The organism is Sphingomonas naasensis, assembly GCF_004792695.1.
Classification (GTDB): Bacteria; Pseudomonadota; Alphaproteobacteria; order Sphingomonadales; family Sphingomonadaceae; genus Sphingomonas; species Sphingomonas naasensis.
In genome coordinates, this window is the sequence record NZ_SRXU01000004.1 from 81,736 (window position 1) to 100,432 (window position 18,697).

16 protein-coding genes, 1 tRNA gene and 1 pseudogene are annotated in these 18,697 nt (G+C 65.1%); 9 read left to right on the forward strand and 9 right to left on the reverse strand.

Features of this window, described 5'->3' with window-relative positions; genetic code table 11:
• Positions 1–88: 88 nt before the first annotated feature.
• Positions 89–3,040: a M10 family metallopeptidase C-terminal domain-containing protein gene (locus tag E5A74_RS10345; RefSeq protein ID WP_135984545.1), complete on the reverse strand. Its 2,952-nt coding sequence runs from the start codon at positions 3,038–3,040 to the stop codon at positions 89–91.
• A gap of 347 nt (positions 3,041–3,387) precedes the next feature.
• Between E5A74_RS10345 and E5A74_RS10350 the strand changes: the two genes are divergently transcribed.
• From E5A74_RS10350 to E5A74_RS10375, 6 genes are all read left to right on the forward strand, one after another.
• Positions 3,388–3,720 (forward strand): hypothetical protein, encoded by a 333-nt coding sequence (locus E5A74_RS10350; protein WP_135984547.1) that lies wholly within the window; start codon positions 3,388–3,390, stop codon positions 3,718–3,720.
• A gap of 41 nt (positions 3,721–3,761) precedes the next feature.
• The gene (dapB, locus tag E5A74_RS10355; RefSeq protein ID WP_135984549.1) at positions 3,762–4,490 is read left to right on the forward strand and encodes a 4-hydroxy-tetrahydrodipicolinate reductase; all 729 of its coding nucleotides are present in this window, start codon (positions 3,762–3,764) and stop codon (positions 4,488–4,490) included.
• Positions 4,487–5,152 carry an endonuclease III gene (gene nth, locus E5A74_RS10360; RefSeq protein ID WP_135984551.1) on the forward strand — a complete coding sequence of 222 codons (666 nt, stop codon included), beginning with the start codon at positions 4,487–4,489 and terminating at the stop codon, positions 5,150–5,152. Before dapB ends, nth begins: the two co-directional genes overlap by 4 nt.
• A 78-nt stretch (positions 5,153–5,230) precedes the next feature.
• Positions 5,231–6,301 (forward strand): sensor histidine kinase, encoded by a 1,071-nt coding sequence (locus E5A74_RS10365; protein WP_135984553.1) that lies wholly within the window; start codon positions 5,231–5,233, stop codon positions 6,299–6,301.
• An 88-nt stretch (positions 6,302–6,389) separates the two neighbouring features.
• Positions 6,390–6,466, forward strand: a tRNA-Arg gene (locus E5A74_RS10370).
• 336 nt (positions 6,467–6,802) lie between these two features.
• Complete coding sequence (locus tag E5A74_RS10375; protein WP_135984555.1) at positions 6,803–7,045, forward strand: hypothetical protein; 243 nt, start codon at positions 6,803–6,805, stop codon at positions 7,043–7,045.
• Here the strand turns inward: E5A74_RS10375 and E5A74_RS21450 are convergent.
• The 5 genes and pseudogenes from E5A74_RS21450 to E5A74_RS10410 all read right to left on the reverse strand — a co-directional run.
• A pseudogene (locus E5A74_RS21450) lies at positions 7,034–8,077 on the reverse strand (recombinase family protein); the annotation flags it as partial. The gene E5A74_RS10375 and the pseudogene E5A74_RS21450 sit on opposite strands and share 12 nt — an antisense overlap.
• 393 nt (positions 8,078–8,470) lie before the next feature.
• The gene (locus tag E5A74_RS10395; RefSeq protein ID WP_135984559.1) at positions 8,471–8,950 is read right to left on the reverse strand and encodes a hypothetical protein; all 480 of its coding nucleotides are present in this window, start codon (positions 8,948–8,950) and stop codon (positions 8,471–8,473) included.
• Between the two features lie 52 nt (positions 8,951–9,002).
• On the reverse strand, positions 9,003–9,656 hold the full coding sequence (locus E5A74_RS10400) for a hypothetical protein (RefSeq protein WP_135984561.1): 654 nt from the start codon (positions 9,654–9,656) through the stop codon (positions 9,003–9,005).
• An 8-nt stretch (positions 9,657–9,664) separates the two neighbouring features.
• Positions 9,665–10,342 carry a hypothetical protein gene (locus E5A74_RS10405; protein ID WP_135984563.1) on the reverse strand — a complete coding sequence of 226 codons (678 nt, stop codon included), beginning with the start codon at positions 10,340–10,342 and terminating at the stop codon, positions 9,665–9,667.
• A 53-nt stretch (positions 10,343–10,395) separates the two neighbouring features.
• On the reverse strand, positions 10,396–12,672 hold the full coding sequence (locus E5A74_RS10410; protein WP_135984565.1) for a MobA/MobL family protein: 2,277 nt from the start codon (positions 12,670–12,672) through the stop codon (positions 10,396–10,398).
• A gap of 187 nt (positions 12,673–12,859) precedes the next feature.
• Between E5A74_RS10410 and E5A74_RS10415 the strand changes: the two genes are divergently transcribed.
• Genes E5A74_RS10415 through E5A74_RS10425 form a run of 3 tightly spaced genes read left to right on the forward strand, consistent with a single transcriptional unit; the run spans position 12,860 to position 15,269 of the window.
• Entirely contained in the window at positions 12,860–13,525 is a 666-nt protein-coding gene (locus E5A74_RS10415) for a hypothetical protein (RefSeq protein WP_135984567.1), read from the forward strand.
• A complete protein-coding gene (locus E5A74_RS10420; RefSeq protein ID WP_135984569.1) occupies positions 13,525–13,737 on the forward strand; it encodes a hypothetical protein in 213 nt (70 codons plus the stop codon). Before E5A74_RS10415 ends, E5A74_RS10420 begins: the two co-directional genes overlap by 1 nt.
• On the forward strand, positions 13,734–15,269 hold the full coding sequence (locus E5A74_RS10425; protein WP_135984571.1) for a hypothetical protein: 1,536 nt from the start codon (positions 13,734–13,736) through the stop codon (positions 15,267–15,269). Before E5A74_RS10420 ends, E5A74_RS10425 begins: the two co-directional genes overlap by 4 nt.
• A gap of 85 nt (positions 15,270–15,354) precedes the next feature.
• On the opposite strand, the gene E5A74_RS10430 is transcribed toward E5A74_RS10425, so the two are convergent.
• The 3 genes from E5A74_RS10430 to E5A74_RS10440 form a co-directional block, all read right to left on the reverse strand.
• Positions 15,355–16,452, reverse strand: a complete 1,098-nt coding sequence (locus E5A74_RS10430) for a nucleotidyltransferase-like protein (protein ID WP_135984574.1) — start codon at positions 16,450–16,452, stop codon at positions 15,355–15,357.
• A gap of 1 nt (position 16,453) precedes the next feature.
• Positions 16,454–17,080, reverse strand: a complete 627-nt coding sequence (locus tag E5A74_RS10435) for a Cap15 family cyclic dinucleotide receptor domain-containing protein (RefSeq protein WP_135984576.1) — start codon at positions 17,078–17,080, stop codon at positions 16,454–16,456.
• A gap of 138 nt (positions 17,081–17,218) precedes the next feature.
• A complete protein-coding gene (locus E5A74_RS10440; RefSeq protein WP_135984578.1) occupies positions 17,219–18,565 on the reverse strand; it encodes a hypothetical protein in 1,347 nt (448 codons plus the stop codon).
• Positions 18,566–18,697: the final 132 nt, after the last annotated feature.

Genomic DNA, 18,697 nt, shown 5'->3' on the forward strand with positions numbered 1-18,697 from the left:
ACCATCCTGAACCGCGCCCGACTCGGCTGCCGGCCTTCGCGGCCGCGACCTGCCCGAGCAGGCCGCGGCCGGAAGTGCCGGCATCGGGTCAGAACAGGAAGTCGCTCTGGGCGAGCTGGACATTCCCCACGTCGATCGTGAAATCGGCAAGGCCGTCACCGTTGACGTCCCCGGCGACATGATATTCGCCGAGGCTCTTGTAGACCCGCAGCTGCCCCGCGACGCCGCTGAACGCGCTCGATCCGATCCAGGCGAACGCATCGTCCGCAGCGGTCGCGCTTTTCGCGTCGATCGCGCTGAGGTCGATCTTGTCCTGGCCGCGGCGGAAGTCGGTGATGCTGTCCCAGCCACCCAGGTCGCTGAAGGCGAACACGTCGTTGCCCGAACCGCCGGTCAGCAGGTCATGGCCGGCCCCGCCGTTGAGCCGGTCGTTGCCGTCCCCACCGGTGAGCGAGTCGACATCGCCGCCGCCGAAGAGCAGGTCGGCACCGCTCCCGCCGATCAGGATGTCGCGCCCGTCGTCGCCATAGAGCGAGTCGTTGCCGTCATCGCCGTACAGCGTGTCGTTGCCGGCGCCACCGTGCAGCACATTGGCGATGTTGTTGCCGAACAACGTGTCGCTATGCGCCGAGCCGGTGACGTTCTCGAAGTTGATCAGCCGGTCGCCGGTCGCGAAGCCGCCCACGCCATCGGCAAGGACATCTTCGAGTATGCCGCCGAGATTCTGCCAGAACGAGCCCGATCCGGTCCGGACATTGTCGAGGCGGATCAGCACCCCGGCGTCCGACGCCTCGTAGCTGACCGTGTCGATCCCGGCGCCGCCGTCGAGCACGTTCTTCTGATCATTCGCGATGATCAGATTGTCGAGCGCGTTGCCGGTGCCGTTCTTCGCGTTGCCGACCAGCTCGAGCTCCTCGAGATTGGCGCCCAGCGTGTAGTTGATCGACGCGACGACGCGATCGGCGCCGCCTTCGCCGGCAAGCTCGGTGATCAGCTCGCCGGCCTCGCCCACGACATAGCTGTCGTTGCCCGCGCCGCCCTTGAGCACGTCCGCGAGCCCGTCCGCGCCGCCGTCGAGGCGGTCGTTGCCGGCGCCGCCGTCGAGCGTGTCGAGCCCCGCCCCGCCGAGCAGCACGTCGTTGCCGTCCCGGCCGAGCAGCGTGTCGTCGCCGGCGTTGCCGGTCAGCGTGTTGGCCGCGGCATTGCCGATCAGCACGTCGGCCGCGCTGCCGCCGGTGGCGTTCTCGATGACCACGCCGCGGGCGATGGTGTAACCGCCATAGACGCCATCAGCGTGCGAGATCACGCCGGCGCCGGTCGCCGAAAAGTCGATCGTCGCCGCAGTCAGGTCGATCCGCGCCGATTGGGTGCCGTTGTGCTGGATCGTGTCGACGCCGCCGGTGTCCCAGATCGTCTGGAAATAGCCGTCGCCGGCATTCACCGCCGGCAGGACATAGACGTTGTCGCCCGCATTGGCGGTGGTGTTCGCGCCATATTTGATCTGCAGCAGTGCGATGTCGAGCGCCGAGAGCGAGCCGTTATAAGCCTCGTCGATCTCGAGCCATGCGCCTTCGTCGTCGATATACCACGGCACGCCGAAGGGATCATTGGCAGGGTCGAGCGGCCAGCCCGGATTGTACGACATCACTGTGTAGACGCCCTGGTTCAGATCATAGGCGCCATAGGAATCGAATGCGCCGAACACGCCCGGCAGGATCGACGAACCGCCGCCGGTGTCGTGCGGATGCGCGAGCCCCATGCCGTGGCCGAATTCGTGGATCAGCGTGTAAAAGGCATAGCCGCCCTGTTCGAGGCCGCCATTCTCGCGATTCGCGGTGTCGGCGCCGGGGCCGTCCTCGTCCCAGCCAAAGCCGTCGCGCCAGAACACGCCGACGCCGGCATTCGCCTCGCCCGGCGGGTTGAAATAGCCGAGCACGCCTTCGGTATCGCCCGCGGTGGTGTTCTTCACCACCAGCTTGAAATCGGCTTCCGCGGCGTTGGTGGTGACGGTGTAGTGGACCGGCAGCACCGTCTCATATTGTTGGAAGGCGAGCATCGCCTGCTGCTGCTCGTATGCGGTCCAGCCGAGCGAGGTATTGCCGTCGAAGGTCTCGCCCGCGGCGGCGAAATAGACCTTGATCTCGCCGTCCGCGGCGCCGGGCAGGACATTGTCGTCACCGCCCCAGTTGATCGCGTCGAGCGGGCTCATGCCGCTGAGGTCGAAGGTCTTGACGCTCAGCTCATAGCCCGTGTTCGCGGCCGCGCCGGCGGCGAGGAAATCGGGCTGGTCGTGGCTGACGCGCAGATAATAGGTGCCGCTCTCGGTCGGCACGAACGAGACCGCGGCATTCTGGTCGCTGCTCGAGATGTCGCCGCTGAAGGCCGCGATCGTCGTCCCGTCGGGCGCCATAACGTGGAGCCGCAGATCGCCTTCGGGCCCGACATAATAGTCCCAACCGCCCGATGCCTGGAATTCATAATATTGGCCGGCGACCAGATCGACCTTGTAGAAGTCGACATCGCTGAAATCGGTGGCGCTGGTCGCGTCCATGAAGCCCAGCGTCGAGGAGCCCACCGCCACCGCCTGCGCGCCCGCCGCGGTATCGGAGACATCGGCGCCGCGCTGCGCGACGGCCAGCGTGTAATCGCCGGGGACGCCGTCGTTGAAGTCGTCGAACCACGGGCCGGCCTCGACATAGACCACGCCGGTATAGGTCGCGGTATAGGTCAGCAGCGCGTTCGAGCCGGTGCCGCCCTCGTCATCGGCGGCGATGGCAAAGCCGCCGCTATTGTAGAGATAGATCTGCGGATCTGGCATCGCATTGGGCCCGGTGCCGTTCATCGAAATGACGTAGGTCTGGCCCGCGACGACGTTGAGGATGTAATAATCGAGGTCGTTGCCGGGATCGATGTGCCCGGTCTTCGGCGTGCCCGGTGTGATCGGCTGGGTCGGCTCGTCCGCCAAAGCCCCTTCGGCGCTCAGCGACAGCAAGGCATCGCTGATGTCGCGCTCGGTCTCGCTGGTCGAATCAATGGCCATCGCTTTTTCCCCTGAAAGAATGGAGCGCCTCGCCGGCGGCGATGACGCTATCGTGCTGCGACCCCGGGTAGTGCCCGGTATTGAGCGACAGGAAAGGAGAAGATGCTGCGCAGTTTAGGTAGCCACCAAGTCCTAACCGCCGATTCTGATTACACTTTCACACGCAAACCGGATCCCTGCAACACCTCGCGCAAGCGACGCTGCAAAAGAATTTCGCGCCGTTGCGCCGGGCGCGGATCGCGTCTGGACCGACGCGGGGCGTCGCTATGTCGACGCACGCCCCGGCGCCGCCACGCCCTCGCCGCAAATGGCCTGTCGGATGTCCGCCTCGCTTCGGGGGGACGGTGATGATCGCGCTTGCAATGACCCTTGCTATTGCTTCGGGTGGCGCCGACCAGCTGGTTCCCGGCGGCGAGGAGGAAGTCGGCGCGGCGATCGCCGGCGCGCGGCGCTGCGATTCGTCGGGCGACGAGGTCGTGATCTGCCGCCGGTCCGACAAGGAGCAATTCCGCCTCGAGAAGATCGAACCGCGCTATCGCGAGGCGCCGGTGCGCGCGACGCGGCGGCTGGGGCCGGGCGAGCTTTCGGTCGAGGCGGAGCAGCGCGAGCTCCCCGGCGCCGGCGCTCCCGCGGCGATGCTACGGTTCCGGATTCCGCTAGGACGCGGGCAAAAGAAATAATCGCTGTCGTTGGGCCCGGCTCCTGTGCCACAGCATCGGCCATGACGAGCATCGGAATCTTCGGGAGCATGGGCCGGATGGGGCGGGCGATCGCCGAGATCGCGCCCGGCCTCGGTGCAACGATCGCCGGCGGCAGCGATGTCGGCGACAATCCCGCCGATCTGGCGCGCAAGGCCGATGTGCTCGTCGATTTCTCCGCGCCCGCCGCGCTCGAGGCGCATCTCGGCGCCGCACGCGCGGCGCGGACGCCGATCGTGATTGGCACCACCGGCCTCAACCCGCACCAGCATGCGCTGATCGACGCCGCCGCGGCGGAGATCCCGGTGCTCCAGACCGGCAACACCTCGCTCGGCATCGGGCTGCTCGCCCGGCTGGCGCGCGAGGCGGCGGCGCGGCTCGGCCCCGACTGGGACATCGAGATCGTCGAGATGCACCATCGCAACAAGGCCGATGCGCCCTCGGGCACGGCGTTGATGCTCGGCAATGCCGTCGCGCACGGCATCGGCACCACGCTTGCCGAAGCGGGCGTGAGCGATCGCGCCGGGCTCACCGGCCCCCGCGCGGACGGGACGATCGGCATGGCCTCGCTGCGCGGCGGCTCGGTGGTCGGCGATCACAGCGTCGTGTTCGCCACCGCCGGCGAACGCATCGAGCTCATCCATCGCGCCGACGATCGCGCAATCTTCGCGCGCGGCGCGATCCAGGCCGCGCTCTGGCTCAAGGGCCAGCAGCCCGGCCGCTATACGATGGACCAGGTGCTCGGGATTTGAAGAAGCCCGACATCGTCGAGTTCTTCGCGCGGCTCGCAGCGGACAATCCGCACCCCGAGACCGAGCTCGAATATTCCAATGCCTTCACGCTGCTCGTAGCCGTGGTGCTCTCGGCGCAGATGACCGATGTCGGGGTCAACAAGGCGACCCGCGCCTTGTTCGCCGAGGCCGACACCCCCGAGAAGATGCTCGCGCTCGGCGAGGACGAACTCAAGGCGCATCTGCGCACGATCAACTTCTACAACACCAAGGCGAAGAACGTCCTTGCCCTCAGTCGCGCGCTGATCGAGCAGCATGGAGGCGAAGTGCCCGAGGACCGCGCGGCGCTCGAAGCGCTGCCCGGGGTCGGGCGCAAGACCGCCAATGTCGTGCTCAACAGTGCGTTCGGCCACCAGACCTTCGCGGTCGATACGCACATCTTCCGCGTCGGCAACCGCACCGGGCTTGCGCGCGGCAAGACCCCGCTCGAGGTCGAGCTCAAGCTCGACCGGAACGTCCCCCAGCCGTTCCGCCTGCACGCGCATCACTGGCTGATCCTGCATGGCCGTTACACCTGCAAGGCGCGCACCCCCGAATGCTGGCGCTGCGTCGTGGCCGATCTCTGCGCATACAAGCCCAAGACGCCGGCGCCTCCCGCGCGGAAACCCGACCGCGGCGCCTGACGCCGCCAGGCTGGCGCGCTCCGGCCGGCTTTGCTAGTCCCTGCTTGCTTATTCTCGTCCGGCGGCATCGGGGGACGCGTGAACCGTAGACACGGCATCGTGATCACCCTCGGGTTGTGGCTCGCCACCGCGGGCGCGTTCGCGACGATCGGGATCGTCTTTCGCAACGGCTTCCCGGGGCCGTGGTTCTGGTGCTGGCTGGCATGCGTGCCGGTCAGCGGCGTCCTTCTCTCGCTGGTTCTGCAGGCAGCCGTCACCCGGCTGGAGGCGCGGTCGCTGGCCGGTCGCTGGCTCCGTCTGGCGCCGCTGTTCCTCGTCGTCGTCCTCGCGCAGGCGGGTGCCGATCATGGCTTCTACGTGCTCATGCGCGCGCTGTTCGGCATCAAGCCGGTCGAAGGTTTCATCCGCGGGGTCTCGCTCAACGCGACGCTCTATGTCTGGTTGTTCGCGATCCAGGCACTGGTCTTCGAGCTGATCGCGGCCTCGGATCGGGCGGCGCGCAATGCCCGCAACGCCGAAGAGGCGCGCGAGGCCGCGCGCGCTGCGCGGATCGAGGCGCTCCGCAACGAGCTCAATCCGCACATGCTGTTCAACACCTTCAACGGCCTGTCCTCGCTCGTGCTTTCGGGGCGCAACGCCGAGGCCGAGGCCCTGCTCGAGCGCCTGTCCACCTATATGCGGGCGTGCCTCGAGGGCGGGGACGCCGCGCTGATCCCGCTCACCGACGAAATCGCGCTGATCGAGGCCTATCTGGCGATCGAGGCGGTCCGTCTCGCCCGAACGCCCGACGTGCGGATCGAATGTCCGCACGACCTGTCGGAGGCCGCCGTGCCGCGCCTGATCCTCCAGCCGCTGGTCGAGAACGCGCTCAAATATGCCGTGCATCCCTCGCGCGGCGCCGCATCGGTGACGGTGCGCGCGGCGCGGGATGCGGGGCGCTTGCGGCTGACCGTCGAGGACACCGGCGCCGCGGGCGCCTCGGTCCCCTCGGGCACCGGGCGCGGTCTCTCGATCGTGCGCCGCCGCCTCGATGCGCTTTTCGGCGCCGCCGCGTCGCTGACGACCGCGCGGGACGGATCGGGTTTCAGTGTCGAAATCCTGCTGCCCCTGAGCGGCGCCGACCCCGAGCCCGGCGCCCAGGCGGCGTGAAAACCGGGCCTTTACGCGGCCATGCTTTCGGGATTGAGGACCGCGCGATCCTGCTGTAGAGGCCTGTTCCCGGCGTTTCGCCGACATTGCACCCGTAGCTCAGCTGGATAGAGCGCTGCCCTCCGAAGGCAGAGGCCACAGGTTCGAATCCTGTCGGGTGCGCCATTTCCGTTCGATGTTGGGCACCGGCATGCCTGGTGCCGCATCGAACCGCCCCACGGCATGTTCAAGCGCCTTGGTCGCTCCTCGGATGCGAATCCGACTGTCGCCCACCTCGATCCGGTCAACGATCGCGCGAACGTAGTATTGTCGTAGCGCCACATCGTTGCCGCGCAGCCGATCGCGCATGAGGTTGGCGAACTGCTCCAGCCGTTCGGGGGTAATGCGCCTCTCGGAAGTGGCCAGCTGACGCACCAGCATGACGATGTCGGTCTTGGTTTCGTTGAGCAGCCCTGTCTGCTCGGCATATTTGCGAGAGAATCGCTCGTCACCGGCAGTCAGGTGCCCTTCAGCAACGAGGTCGAGCAACCGATCGAGCGCAGCTTCGAGCGACGTCTGGCGGGTGCGCAGCTGTCGCAGCGTTTCCCGCCGCGCGGCGGCCGCATCGGTGGACAGGTCGAGCCAGCCGGACAGCAGTTCCTTGAGTCGCTCGGGCGCCAGCACACGCCGTTCGATCGCACTCGTCACGATATCGTCCAGCTTGGGCATCGAGATGCGGCGCCCCTTGCAGGCGCTTACGCCTGACCGAGCCCGGTTCGAGCAGGCGTAGTATTTGTAGCGACCCGACTTGCCTGTGCTGGTCGTCATACCTCCGCCACAGCCATCGCCGCCGCAGCCACAGCGAACGAGTCCGATCAGCAAGTTGTCGGTCGTAGTAACGCGGGCGGGCTTGTTGATGGCGCGCCGATCGACCAACCGCGCCTGGACGATCTCGAAGTTTTCGGCATCGATGATAGGAGGCACGGGGATCGGCACCCACTCGCTTTCAGGGCGCATCTCGCCGGCCTTTGAATCGCGCTTGTTGTAGAGCGCGATCCCGACATAGGCGGTGTTGCGCAGCAGCGCCTGCACGTTTGATACGTGAAACTTGGCACCACGATATTTGTAGCCGTGCTCGTTGAGCCACGCCGCCAGTCGCGTGATCCCGAGCGGTAGTCCGCCTGGCGGGCCATTTAGGTAAAGGTCGAACACCTTGCGGACGACGAACGCCTCGTCCTCGTCGATCTCGAGCTTGCGTTTACTCTTTCCCTCTCGACGTTCGGCCTCATAGGTGCGGTAGCCCAGCGGTGGCGTCTGCCCGTTCCAGAACCCCAGTCGCGCATTCGCGAGCATCGCACGCTGGGTGTGCTTGGCATTCTCGACCGAATGATACTCGTCGAACAGGGCGAGCATACCGATCGCCAGCTCGGCGGCGGGGTCGTCCCCGAACCCCTGCGTGATCGACACGATCGCCACCTTCGATTGCTTGAGGATGTGGCGATAATGCATGAATTGCAACGCGTTGCGGAACAGGCGCGACAGTGAGTGGATCAGGATCACGTCATAGGGATGATCTTCGCTCGTCGCGCGCGCGATCATTGCTTGGAAATGCGGGCGATCATCGTCGGTGGCGCTGGCACCAGGTTCAACCACGGTATCGGCGACGATGGCGCCGTTCTGCTCGCACCACTGCCTGCCGCGATCGATCTGGTCGGGAATCGACAGGTCGTTCTTTGCCTGCCGTGTCGTCGACACGCGGCCATAGATACATACCCGCGCGCCTGCGTAGCTCGGCATCTTTCATTCCTCTTCGAACAGCTTTGCGATCTCTCCACTCATCAATTGATCGATAACGCGGATTTCATCTGGGAGGATCGGCAATCTTTTGAGCAGGCCGTCTTCCACATGCCGGTCGTCCACCGGTCCCGAACCGCCAGGCGCATTTACGCCGCGTTCAAAAGGGGGAGGATTTCTCGACACCTACAGGATGTCGAACTGTGCGTAGAGCTATTGGTCCAACCTACCCCTAAGAGGTCGAGCAAAGATAGAGACGGTTATGCGACCCTTCGCCAGTAGCTTAACCGCATCGATGTTTCGATTTCCGCGATCGGCAATGTGACGCCGACCGTAGATTGAAGTTCCGCGGCAGCGCGCCCGATCGCGCGCTGCCGCATATCGAACATGCGTTCGTTAATCCTGCGCGATGGCGTGGACCGCGATCTGCCCGGCAGTGTCGACACCATGCGCGACAAGCTCTCGCAGCCGCTGATCCGCGCGGTTGAGACCGTCCTCCCAGTTATCCGGCTTGACGGCTTTGTGGATCAGCTCGCGTGAGGACAGCACGAAATATCCGCGGCCCTGCGCCGGGATGATCACGGTGCGATTGCCGATCATCGACAGCCTGCAATCACTATAGCTGTGGACCGCAACGTCCCTCGGCGCGCAGATATGGATGCCGGTCATCCGGTATCCCTCCTCCGTATCGTCGAGGCTGAGGTGAACGAGATCGCAATCGCTGTCGCGGGCAAGGCAGGCGAGTTCGAGCTTGATTTCCCAATCGACCGGCCCCCCGGCCGATAGCAGGACGCCAGGCTTGAGGGATTTGTGACCCAGGAGCATCCTGGCCACGGCCTGGACATGGCGCTGCGCGATCTCAAGCTGGTTGTGCATTCTGACTTCCTTTTCTCCCCACCATGGGGATCGTGTTCACCTCCAATTCCCATCAGTGTCCGATGCTGGATCGTCGCCGCGTCAGGCGCGCGATTTCGGCGGCGGCCCGGCACAGGCCAGCCGAGCGTTCGTCGGTATCAAACCAGGGTGGCAGCATCTCGAGCCGGAGACCCGATCGGGTCAGTTCGAGGAACGGCCCGCGCTTTTCCGGCACCAGCCACAGACCCTTATCGATGTGCCGGAAGAACAGCATGTCAGCGAGTAGCAGCGCGTCATTGCCATAACGAAGCGCAACATCGACGGTCACGGCATCGATCAGCTCGGGGTGACGGCCACCGCGGATCAGAAGCACGTCACTCGCATGGGCGCGCGACACCTGTTCAAGCGTATCGGCGAACATCGGAGCCGGTTGCGGTGTCGCCGCCATCAGCAGCCGGCCCGCCGGAGCGGTGACGGTGCACGCGGGCATATGCTCGATGGGCTTGTGCGGAACTACCGCTACCGCCCTCATGGCGGCGAGCGGCAGGGAGATCAGGCGCGTGGCGAGGTCCGCGCCGATAAGGTCGGATTCATTCATGTGAAGTCTTTCAAGCAGGAGTGCGGCGCGCCCGGTCTTTCTCCCCCGAGCTGCATCGCTGATCGTCTTTCTCGTCTGGCAAAGCCGGCCGCCGTCTGCTCCGCAGCGACGGCCGGTCAGATCGAACATTCGTTCGATTATTCCTGCTGGGCCTCGCGATGCTCGCCCCAGAGGCGTGCCAGCTCCTTCTGTCCGCGCGGGAAGCAGAACAGGTGCTGATATTTGCCGAGGCCCAGCGCGTTGAGGACGCGGGGCACAATGAGCAGATGCGCATGGACCGGGTTCGACGATCCCGCCCGATGGGGCGCATGCAGCGCGACAATCGTCGCGACTTCATGCTGCTCGGCCAGCGTTTCCGCGAACGACCGAGCTGCGGTCCATGCGCGATGCAATCGCGTCGTCTCTGGGAAATACAGCGTGACGTAGCACAGCAGAGCGGGCTTGCCCGCCACGGCCATCCGGTCGACCTCGGCCGCCAGCACGAACGGATCGACAAACCGGTCATCGGCATCGCGCGGGAGCAACACTTCGGCACGCTCGGCGGTGATCGCGGCACCCCCGTCCGGAGATGATACCGGCTGGAGCTTGACGGTCACGAACTCGGTCACATTGTTGGGGCGACCAGCATATTCGCGCTCCAGGATGCCGAACATGAAGTTGGACGCCCTGTGCTTCTCATCCGGGTTGAGCTGGAGCCAGCTGTGCGGGTTGGCGGAAACGGTCGAGGCCTTTGTAGTCTTGGTCTTAGGCAAGGGATTGTCCTTGGTGAGGGTGGATCGGCCGGTTGGTCGATCAAGCCCGTTCAAGAGTTTCACACCCTTGGAGGCTCGTGCCTCCGCTCCTCCTCAGGGCGCCTCAGGGCGCTTCCTCACTTCCGTTCCTTCGAGCCACGGCTGAGAAGCCGGTGCTGGATGGCCAGATCAATGTCCTCGTCCGCGAGAGGTTGCTGGCTCGCATGCATATCGATCGACTGCGCCGCTTGAATTTCGAACAAGCGGCGCAATCGCTGCTGAAGCTCCTCCGCGAACGAGGCGCGAAGCAGCAGTCCGCGCTCGGCCTCGGTGAGGGCCGCCATATCGATGGCATAGCGCTCTCCGTCGCGGGTGACGGCCGCGCGCAGCCTGAGCAGCCGCGTCCACACGGCTTCGCGATCGCGCCGCTCGCGCTCGGCTGCCGCGGCGCGCGCCTGTGCACGATGACTTGCGCCACCGAGGACCTCGGCAACGGTCGGGTCTGCCTCGACCGGTGCTGGTCCCACCGTAGGCGCCGTTGGAACCGCGAGCACGCGATCACCGCCGTCATCACGCTTAAGCGGCGGCGGCGCTGCGACATGCTCGCGGACCGCTTGCATTGCGGCGGAGTCGCGCAGCGGTTTGGGCCCATGGAGTTTCGCTGCGTAAAGCCGCGCAGCTCCATGGCGGATGATCCCTGCACGCGGATCGATCGCGGCGCGGATCGCGCGCAGGCGCTCCGCAACAACGGCATGTGTGGCAGTGAGCTTCACCGGTGCGATTGCCATATCGACAGCCATCGCCTTGAGCCGCTTGAGCGAATCCGAACGCATGTCCGCCAATCGCAACGCACCACGGGTGAACGTCTCCATCAGCGTGACGCTCATGTCGTCGAGCTTGGCGGCACGTTCGATGCGCCGCTCGATAGCGGCAATACGCGTGCCGCCGGCATGTGTCCGAGCGGCCACCGATGACGCGATGCGCACCAGCCGATCACGGGTGCTGACAGCAGCGGCACTGATAGGCGCCGGCTCGCCGACGGATGCAGCATCCCTGTAAATCCGGCCCAACCGTTCGACCACGGCACTTCGGGCATCGGGCAGGGCTGCCCCGCTGGACAGCGTGAACCGATTGGCCGTCCAGTCCGCGCGCAGGATCGCCGTGGGCTGGGCAGCATTAGCGACGGCTGCTGCCTCGGAGCTGCCCTGCGCCACCGTGGTTCGCATCCGCTTGAGCACGTCGCCGAGACGCTCGCGCCTTTCGACGGTCCGCATGTCGCCAACGAGCGCCGCAATGTATCGCATCATATCGTGGGTCCACACGTCGATCCCATGTTGAGCGGCATCGAGCTTCGCGACTCCATCGACCACCGCGCTGCGCAACCCCGACACGACGCCGGCGAGCGCGTCGAGCCGATCGCGGCGCCGGGTCATTGCGGCGAGCCGGCGCCGCGCCCACGTCGCCTGCTGCCCGACCTTGCCTCTCTCAGGCGGTGCCATGGCTCGGGCCTTGTTGCTGAGATGGGTGTAGCGCTTGTCGATCCCGGCGGCGTCAAGCGTGGCGTTGATCGCTCGCACCACCGCCAGGCGCCGCGCACGGATGCCAGCGGGCGTGTTGATATCGTTCTGTTTAGCCGCCGCGAATTCCCATTCATATGATGCGACCCGGCGGCACTGCCTTAGCGAATAGACGATATGGCAATGGTAGTTGCGTTGATCGCCGGTCTCGTCGGGTAAATGAATACCCACGGTATACGGCAGGCCACGCGCTTCGAACCACCGGCAGATGCGCCTGACCGCGCGGCGACGCTGCCGCGCGGTCAGTTCGGCGGGCAGCGCGATCACCTCGCTGATATAGACGTTGGCGTTGGCGCGATCATGTTTCTCGAGCGCTTCCGAGGCGCGATAATGCGCCGCCAGCTCGTTGCGGTCCTCGGCGATGTTCGACCACCAGCCGCGCTCGCCGCCTTCCAGCGCATCCTCGCGCACGCCGTAGAGCGCGGCGCGTTCGGCTTCGCCTCTGCGCCAGCGCCGACCCTTCGATGATTTGAACCCGCGAGCGGTGAACGCATAGTGGATCGAATACAGCCGGTCTGGTCCCCGGGAATCACTGGACCCTGTCGTGCCCTTCAGCAGCGTGTCGATCTGACGATGATATAGTCGGCGTGGCGTGCGGCTCAAATTGCGGGGCCGGTCTAGCTTCTCGACACGGACTCGAATCCGGCGCCGAAGGGCGATCTCGGCCTCGCGGTCGTCGCGGCGCTTCTTCACGCGCTGATCGCGCACCTTGGCGCGCTCGGCAGACCGCTCGGCCGCTTGGCGGCGACTGGCGAGATTACGTGCGCTGCGCACTGCCGCGATCGCGTCCGCGACCGCGGTCGATGGTTGTTTCAGCGCTGCATAGCCGACGTCCATCCTACCCTTCCAGAATCCAGGAGAGGGGGTGGCCGGAACGGTTGTTGAGGCGGTATCGCCAAAACAACACTTTATCGCGCACCACCCCCTCTCCTCCTCATCTGGGACCTCTCTAACCAGTGGTGGTCCAGCCTACCCCGTCGCAGAGTTGGCGATCCTTCTCCTGGTGTTTGCGCATGGGGGTAGGTTGGACGCGCCGCGCATCTTGCGCGGCCATATCGTCGGGATGGGACATGATACCGACTTCGCTGAACTGATGGCCGCCATCGATGGCACGGGCAGCGCAATCCAGCACGAGCTGGGCGTGATGGCTGAAACGCTTCCCGAACTGCGTCGCCAGGCGCGTGCGGAACCGCAGCGGCGCAAGCGAGATGCGTCACGCTATGCGCTCGGGGGTGCCCTGACCATATTGGGCCTGGAGCACCTCGATCCGATCGCACTGACCGGCCTGTTCGGCAATCCTGCTCGGATGCTGACGTGGCTGGGCGATGCACGCTCTGCTCTCGGTGACGCACCGCTGGTCGAACTGATCGGCGCAGTGTTTGAGGACGACGCGCGATTCGAATGGTGCCGGAAGTGGGGCGTCCATATCGGCTGGCTACACGGCAAGGTGCTCTACGATGCGACGGTCACATCGTTCGTGATCTCGGGCCGCGCCGGACCGAAGGAACGTTGGCGGCGCGCTGAGATCACCGAAGACCAGGAGAGTCTTATCCTCCGCATCTGCCTTTATGAACGAATTGACGTCCCTGTGCTCGCCAACCGGGGAGAAGCATTCGAGTGGATCCACGCTAACGGCGGCAATCCAACATGGTGGGCGCCGCCCACAATCCCACCGGAATGGAACGCGTGATGGACGACATCACCGATATCGATGTGGCCTATGCCAAGTTCCTGACGCTGGCGAAGTCCCGCGAAGACGCGCTCGATCAATGCGCCGCCGAGCAGGCCGCCGGTCGTACCGGCCTTGCCCACTACAAGCGCGCCGCCCAACTGCAAGGCGAGGTTAATGCCTTTGCGGCCAGACTGGCCGCCGCCATCGAGCGGGAGCGAGCGTCGATATGAACATGGAGGTCCGGCTCGGCCGCAAGGAAGTGAAGCGTCAGCGCACCGCCCGCGAGCGGCAGACCTATGGAGCCCACAAAGCCGCCTCGCGCGGGCGCGATACCGTGATTCGTGACTTCTCCGAACTCACATGCCTGCTCGACAAGGATGCCCTGCCCGATCCCGACGGGCTATCCGAAATGATCGACACGCTCATCGCGACCTATCGCGAAGGCGCCGGCGATACAGCTGACCACGACCAGCTAATCTTCGACCCCGACCTGGCCGATCTGTCGAGCCTGCCGGTCGGTGTGCTCGATCATAAAGAGCTACCGCTCCCCGATGTGTTGATCCCGCGGTCGCGCGCCGACCTTCTGGCGCTGTGCGAGCGGATGATCGTGCGTAGCCGAGATCCTGAACTGATCGCCTATTTGGTCGCCGGCTGGCCGGGCGGCACCGCATCGCGCCGCGACATCAAGGTCGGCAGACTGGCGCTGATCGAGAAGGCGCTCGGCCATCTGCACGCCCATGTCGATCGGTTGTGGCATCTGTCGGCCGCAGCGCCCGCCGTCTATGCGGCGATCGCCACCGGAAGGCACGGCACAGCGCTCAAGCTGCTGCGCGAGAAAGGGCCACCGAAGAACTTCACCACACAGGTGATCCTCGACCTGATCGCACGGCAGGGGCTGATCTGGTGCTGTCATGACCTCCAGCTTATCCTCGCCCGCAGCCGCGCCGCCGCCGCCAATCCGCTCGGCGACCTGCTGAGTACCACCCAGATCGAACTCAAGCCCGAGCGGATCGCCAACGACCTCAAGCCTCGGTTGCTGTTGCTCCGCACGCTGCTGACGCAGTACGTCACCATCGACGAGGAAACGCATCCCCATTTTGCGAAGCCGGTGCCTCAGGATCTGTCCGATGACGTCCATGCGCGGATACTCGGCGCGGCAGCACGGCACGATCTCGACCTGCTGCTGGTCGGCCTGAACACCGACCGCGCGGCGCTCGATGAACTGGTCGAGTATATGCGCGACGTGCGCGGCTGTGCTGACGAACGAGTGCGTGCCATCCTCGACCAGCCCGTCACCGCCAACGAACTGGAGGCGCATTTTTCGGGGCTGTGGTTCTCGGGGCTGAGTCATGTCCAAGTCGCAGCGGTCACCATCTTGCGCTATCTGCAGGCCGAGACGTGGATCGAGCGGCTGGTGGGAGAAGTGTATCCGGTCAAGGATGCCCCAAGACCCGCGTCGCGCGACGGCACCGCGATGCCGCCGTTCGTTGCCGGTGGGCTGTCGCCGGGTTGGCGCGACCATGCGCGCGATCTGCTCCATCTTTATCGGCGTGAAGTCTTGCGCGACAAAACCGCGCCTGAGCCGGGCAAATCGCTGGCGCATCGAGCGCGAAATGCAGGCAACTTGTCTATCGAAAAGGCGCTCGTGTTCCTGCGCGCCCGGTCGCAACGCCGGATCGGTGACGACGCTGGTGACGCGAACTCAGTCGAGCGCGGCTACTATCTGATCGATCTCATCCCGGAAGCCCGATTGGCGCGCTGATCGGCTCGATTACCATCGCGAGCACACCAACCGGCCCTGCCCACTGGAGATTGGGCGGGGCCGGCTGGTCATCTAGGCCTAGCGCCTAACCAGGTATCGCCACACTCTCCAGGAGCGATCTGGCGTCGATCGCGAATGTATACGACTTCAGAACTGGCAGCCACTCCGTCGCCACCGCCTGCCGCAGTGCCGCCACCTCAGCGGCAATCGCGGCGAGCGCGGTAAACTTCGTCTGCTCGTCCAGCACCTTCCGAATGCCGTCAGGCGTCTGCAGCCCGGCGGCGAACGTGGGATTGTTGACCAGCGTCTCCAGCCACTGGTCGGTGCCGAGCAGCACCGCCAGCTCATGACCATGGTGAAACGTCAGCATCGATGGTTCGCAGTTCCACATCAGGCTGGCCATGTCATAGCTGGACAGGTCGATCCTCCGGCTGCTGTCGGCCTTGATGTTCTTCAGCAGCCTGATTGCCATCTTCAGGCCGCCGTCTGTTGCACGGTCGCCCGTCTCCAGCTGGTCGATGTGAAGGAATGGCAGGTTCATCGACGTGATCGGCACGGACTTGTCGAGGATGTGCACTCCGCGGTCGCGGCGGAGTTGGCTCGACTGGTATGTGACGTTGTCGGTCCAGTGGGCAGGGACGACGTCGATGTCCCGCTTCAGCGATCCATCGCTCAGGCGTATCGACTTGTTCTTGGACTTGTCGACCGTAGCGCTATAATAGCGGCGTTCGAGAATACCCTCGCAGTCGACGCGCAAATCCCCCACCGCGGTGATGAGCGAGCCATACCATGGGATATACCACCCAGTCGCTGCAAGGCAGCCGGTTGCGTCGTAGCTGAGCGCCTCACCTAGGATGACCAGAAGGTCGACGTCGCTCGCCCCGCGAATGTGGGTGTTCGCCGGAACGGACCCCTGCTGCAGGTATTCAGCGGATCTGCCCAAGGTCGTCAGACCGGAACGCAGAGCCTCTGAGATGCGGAGGGCCTCTTCGTTGCTGACCCGGGTGTAGTCGGGATCGACCTCCTGCATGGCGCCCAACGTATACTGCGTAGCGTCGGTGGTCACGCGCTTCTGATACCGCTCGACCTTCGCGATCGTCTCTAGGATCGAGACCTTGCCGTGATCGGTGCCCATGCGACGCGCGCGGAGGCGGGACAGGCTGGACTGGTAATCAATGCTCATCTCACTTCCTCCCGGTCAAAGTCATGCGGCCGTAGGTCGTGCGGCCCTTGCTGTTGAAATAGTCGCCTTCCGCTCCGGTCAGCCCTTGATCGAAGGTCAGTTCGGCGTAGCCGACGTGGGGCGTGATCTGCTCGCCCATGCGCGGCTCGTTGCGGTAGCTATACATCAGCACGCAGCCGGCCCCGGGCTCGCGCAGGAGCGATGCGGCTTTGCTGGTCGAGACCGACTGCCCGGTCTTGAGCTGCACCCAGATCTTCTCCCAGCTCTGCGTGATGCGCAGCTCACCCTGCCAGGTGTCAGGGGCGCCTTCGACGGGGTTCTTCGTGACCCCCTCGACGAGCCAGACGCCGTTGAGGTCGGGTATCTTCAAGAACATCCGCACCAACGCCCAGCGCCAGATTAGCTTGTCGAAGGCTGTGTGGACGGCCCAGAAGGCCATCCCGGCGGTGACCGGGATGATGACGGCCTTCGGGGTGCCGATCGCCAGGTGGAGTTTGTCGAACCAGTCGGTGAGCGCCGGGGCGAGCAGCGTGCTCGCCGCGGCGACACCGCCGGCCACCGCACCCAGCCACCGCCCGATGGCAGCGCGTGGGTGGTCGATGACCGCGTATTCGTGATCTGTTGCCACTGTGATTTCCTGTCCGGTTGCCGGCCGAGGCCGGGTTCGACGGACACGCGCTCCCCTCCGGCGTCAGCCGGATCTTCGCGGTGCCTCTGTCGAGCGAATGGGGGGATCCCGGCCGGTTGGCCGGGATCCAAATTGAGGTCAGGCCAGCCCGTGCTTGCGCAGAAGCTCGTCCTTGTAGGCGGCTGCCACCAGGTCGCAGGCCAGGTTGTATGCGCCGCCCGACTTGCCGACCTTGGCGGGATCGAAGCCCACGCCGGCGATCATCGCGTAGAACGACTTCATGATCGTGGGCATGTTCTGCTTGATGAAAGCGTCAGGGTCGGTGATCCACTCGACGCTGTCGTCGGTCACCTTCATCAGCGAGGTCAGGCCGTAGACCAGCGGATACATATAGCCGTCGCCATAGGTGTAGCCGATCGGATCGCGGTAGTAGTGCGAACGGAGCACCTTGCCCTCCGACGCCATGCGCACGCCGTCGATCTTGCCGAACTTGCCCCCGGCCTTGTTGTAGCCGTCCGGCAGCAGCTTGTAGATGAGGTCGAACAGCCGCGGCATGTCCTTCATCATCGCCAGCGCGCTCTTCACGCGTGGTTCGACGACTTCGACGATGTTGCCCTTCGTCTCGGTGGCGACGCCCTCCTCGGACATCAGCGCGTCGTAAAGCGCCACGCACTGCCCCTTGGAGGAGAAGATCACCGTCGGCGACCGCTTGACCTGCTCGGTCTCCTTGTAGTCGAGCCGGGATAGCGGGATCAGCGACAGGGCGACGAGGTCGCGCACCTTGATGCGGCCGCCGTCGTTCGTCTTCCACTCGACCTGCTCGACCAGCGCGTCGTCGAGCGCGGTCTTGATCTCGTCGTAATAGCCCAGCTTATTGGCGCGGGCTTCGGCGGTGAGCTCCGCGTTGTTGTTGCGGGCCGCGTTGATCGCCAGCACCTTCTCCTGGAAATAGGCGAAGCCGTCGGTTTCGGACGAGGGATAGATTACCTCGATCGGCATGCGGATCTCGGGGATCGCCGCCTTCTCCTCCTTCACCAGCTCTAGGTTCTCGTTCCAGACCTTCTTGAACTTCTCCCAGGTCTTAAGCGGCTTGACCATCGCCTCGGCCTTGTCGTCGCCATGGCGGGCGGCGAGCACCTTGCGCAGGATGAAGCGGCCGGCGGCGAGCGAGTTGTGGCCACCGTCAAGGATGCCCTCGAGGTCGGGATCGTCGAATTCCAGGCGGAAGCGGCTGCGTTCGAGCTCCTCGACCGTGCTGGCCGCGACCAGGATGCCCTTGCTCATGAAGTGGAAGATGTCTGGCTCCTTGGCCAGGCTCTCCTCGATGTCGTCGGTGACACGGCTGACCTTCGACAGACGTGGGTTCGCCTCGAGCCCGGCGCTCGAAAGCAGGTCCACCATGCTATTGAGGGAGACGGTGCCGAGCAGCTTGTTGAGCTTGCTGGTCTGACGCGCGGCGTCCTGGATCTTGAGAACAACTTGCATAAAAAAATCTCCGTGCTTTGCAGCAGGAGATCGGGTGCGTTCAGTTGTTTGACCGGCTGGTGTTCCCATCGCGGGTGCCCGTTCGATCGTTTTCTGTCTGCTCCCGACCATCCGGCCTGGTTACCGCCTCCC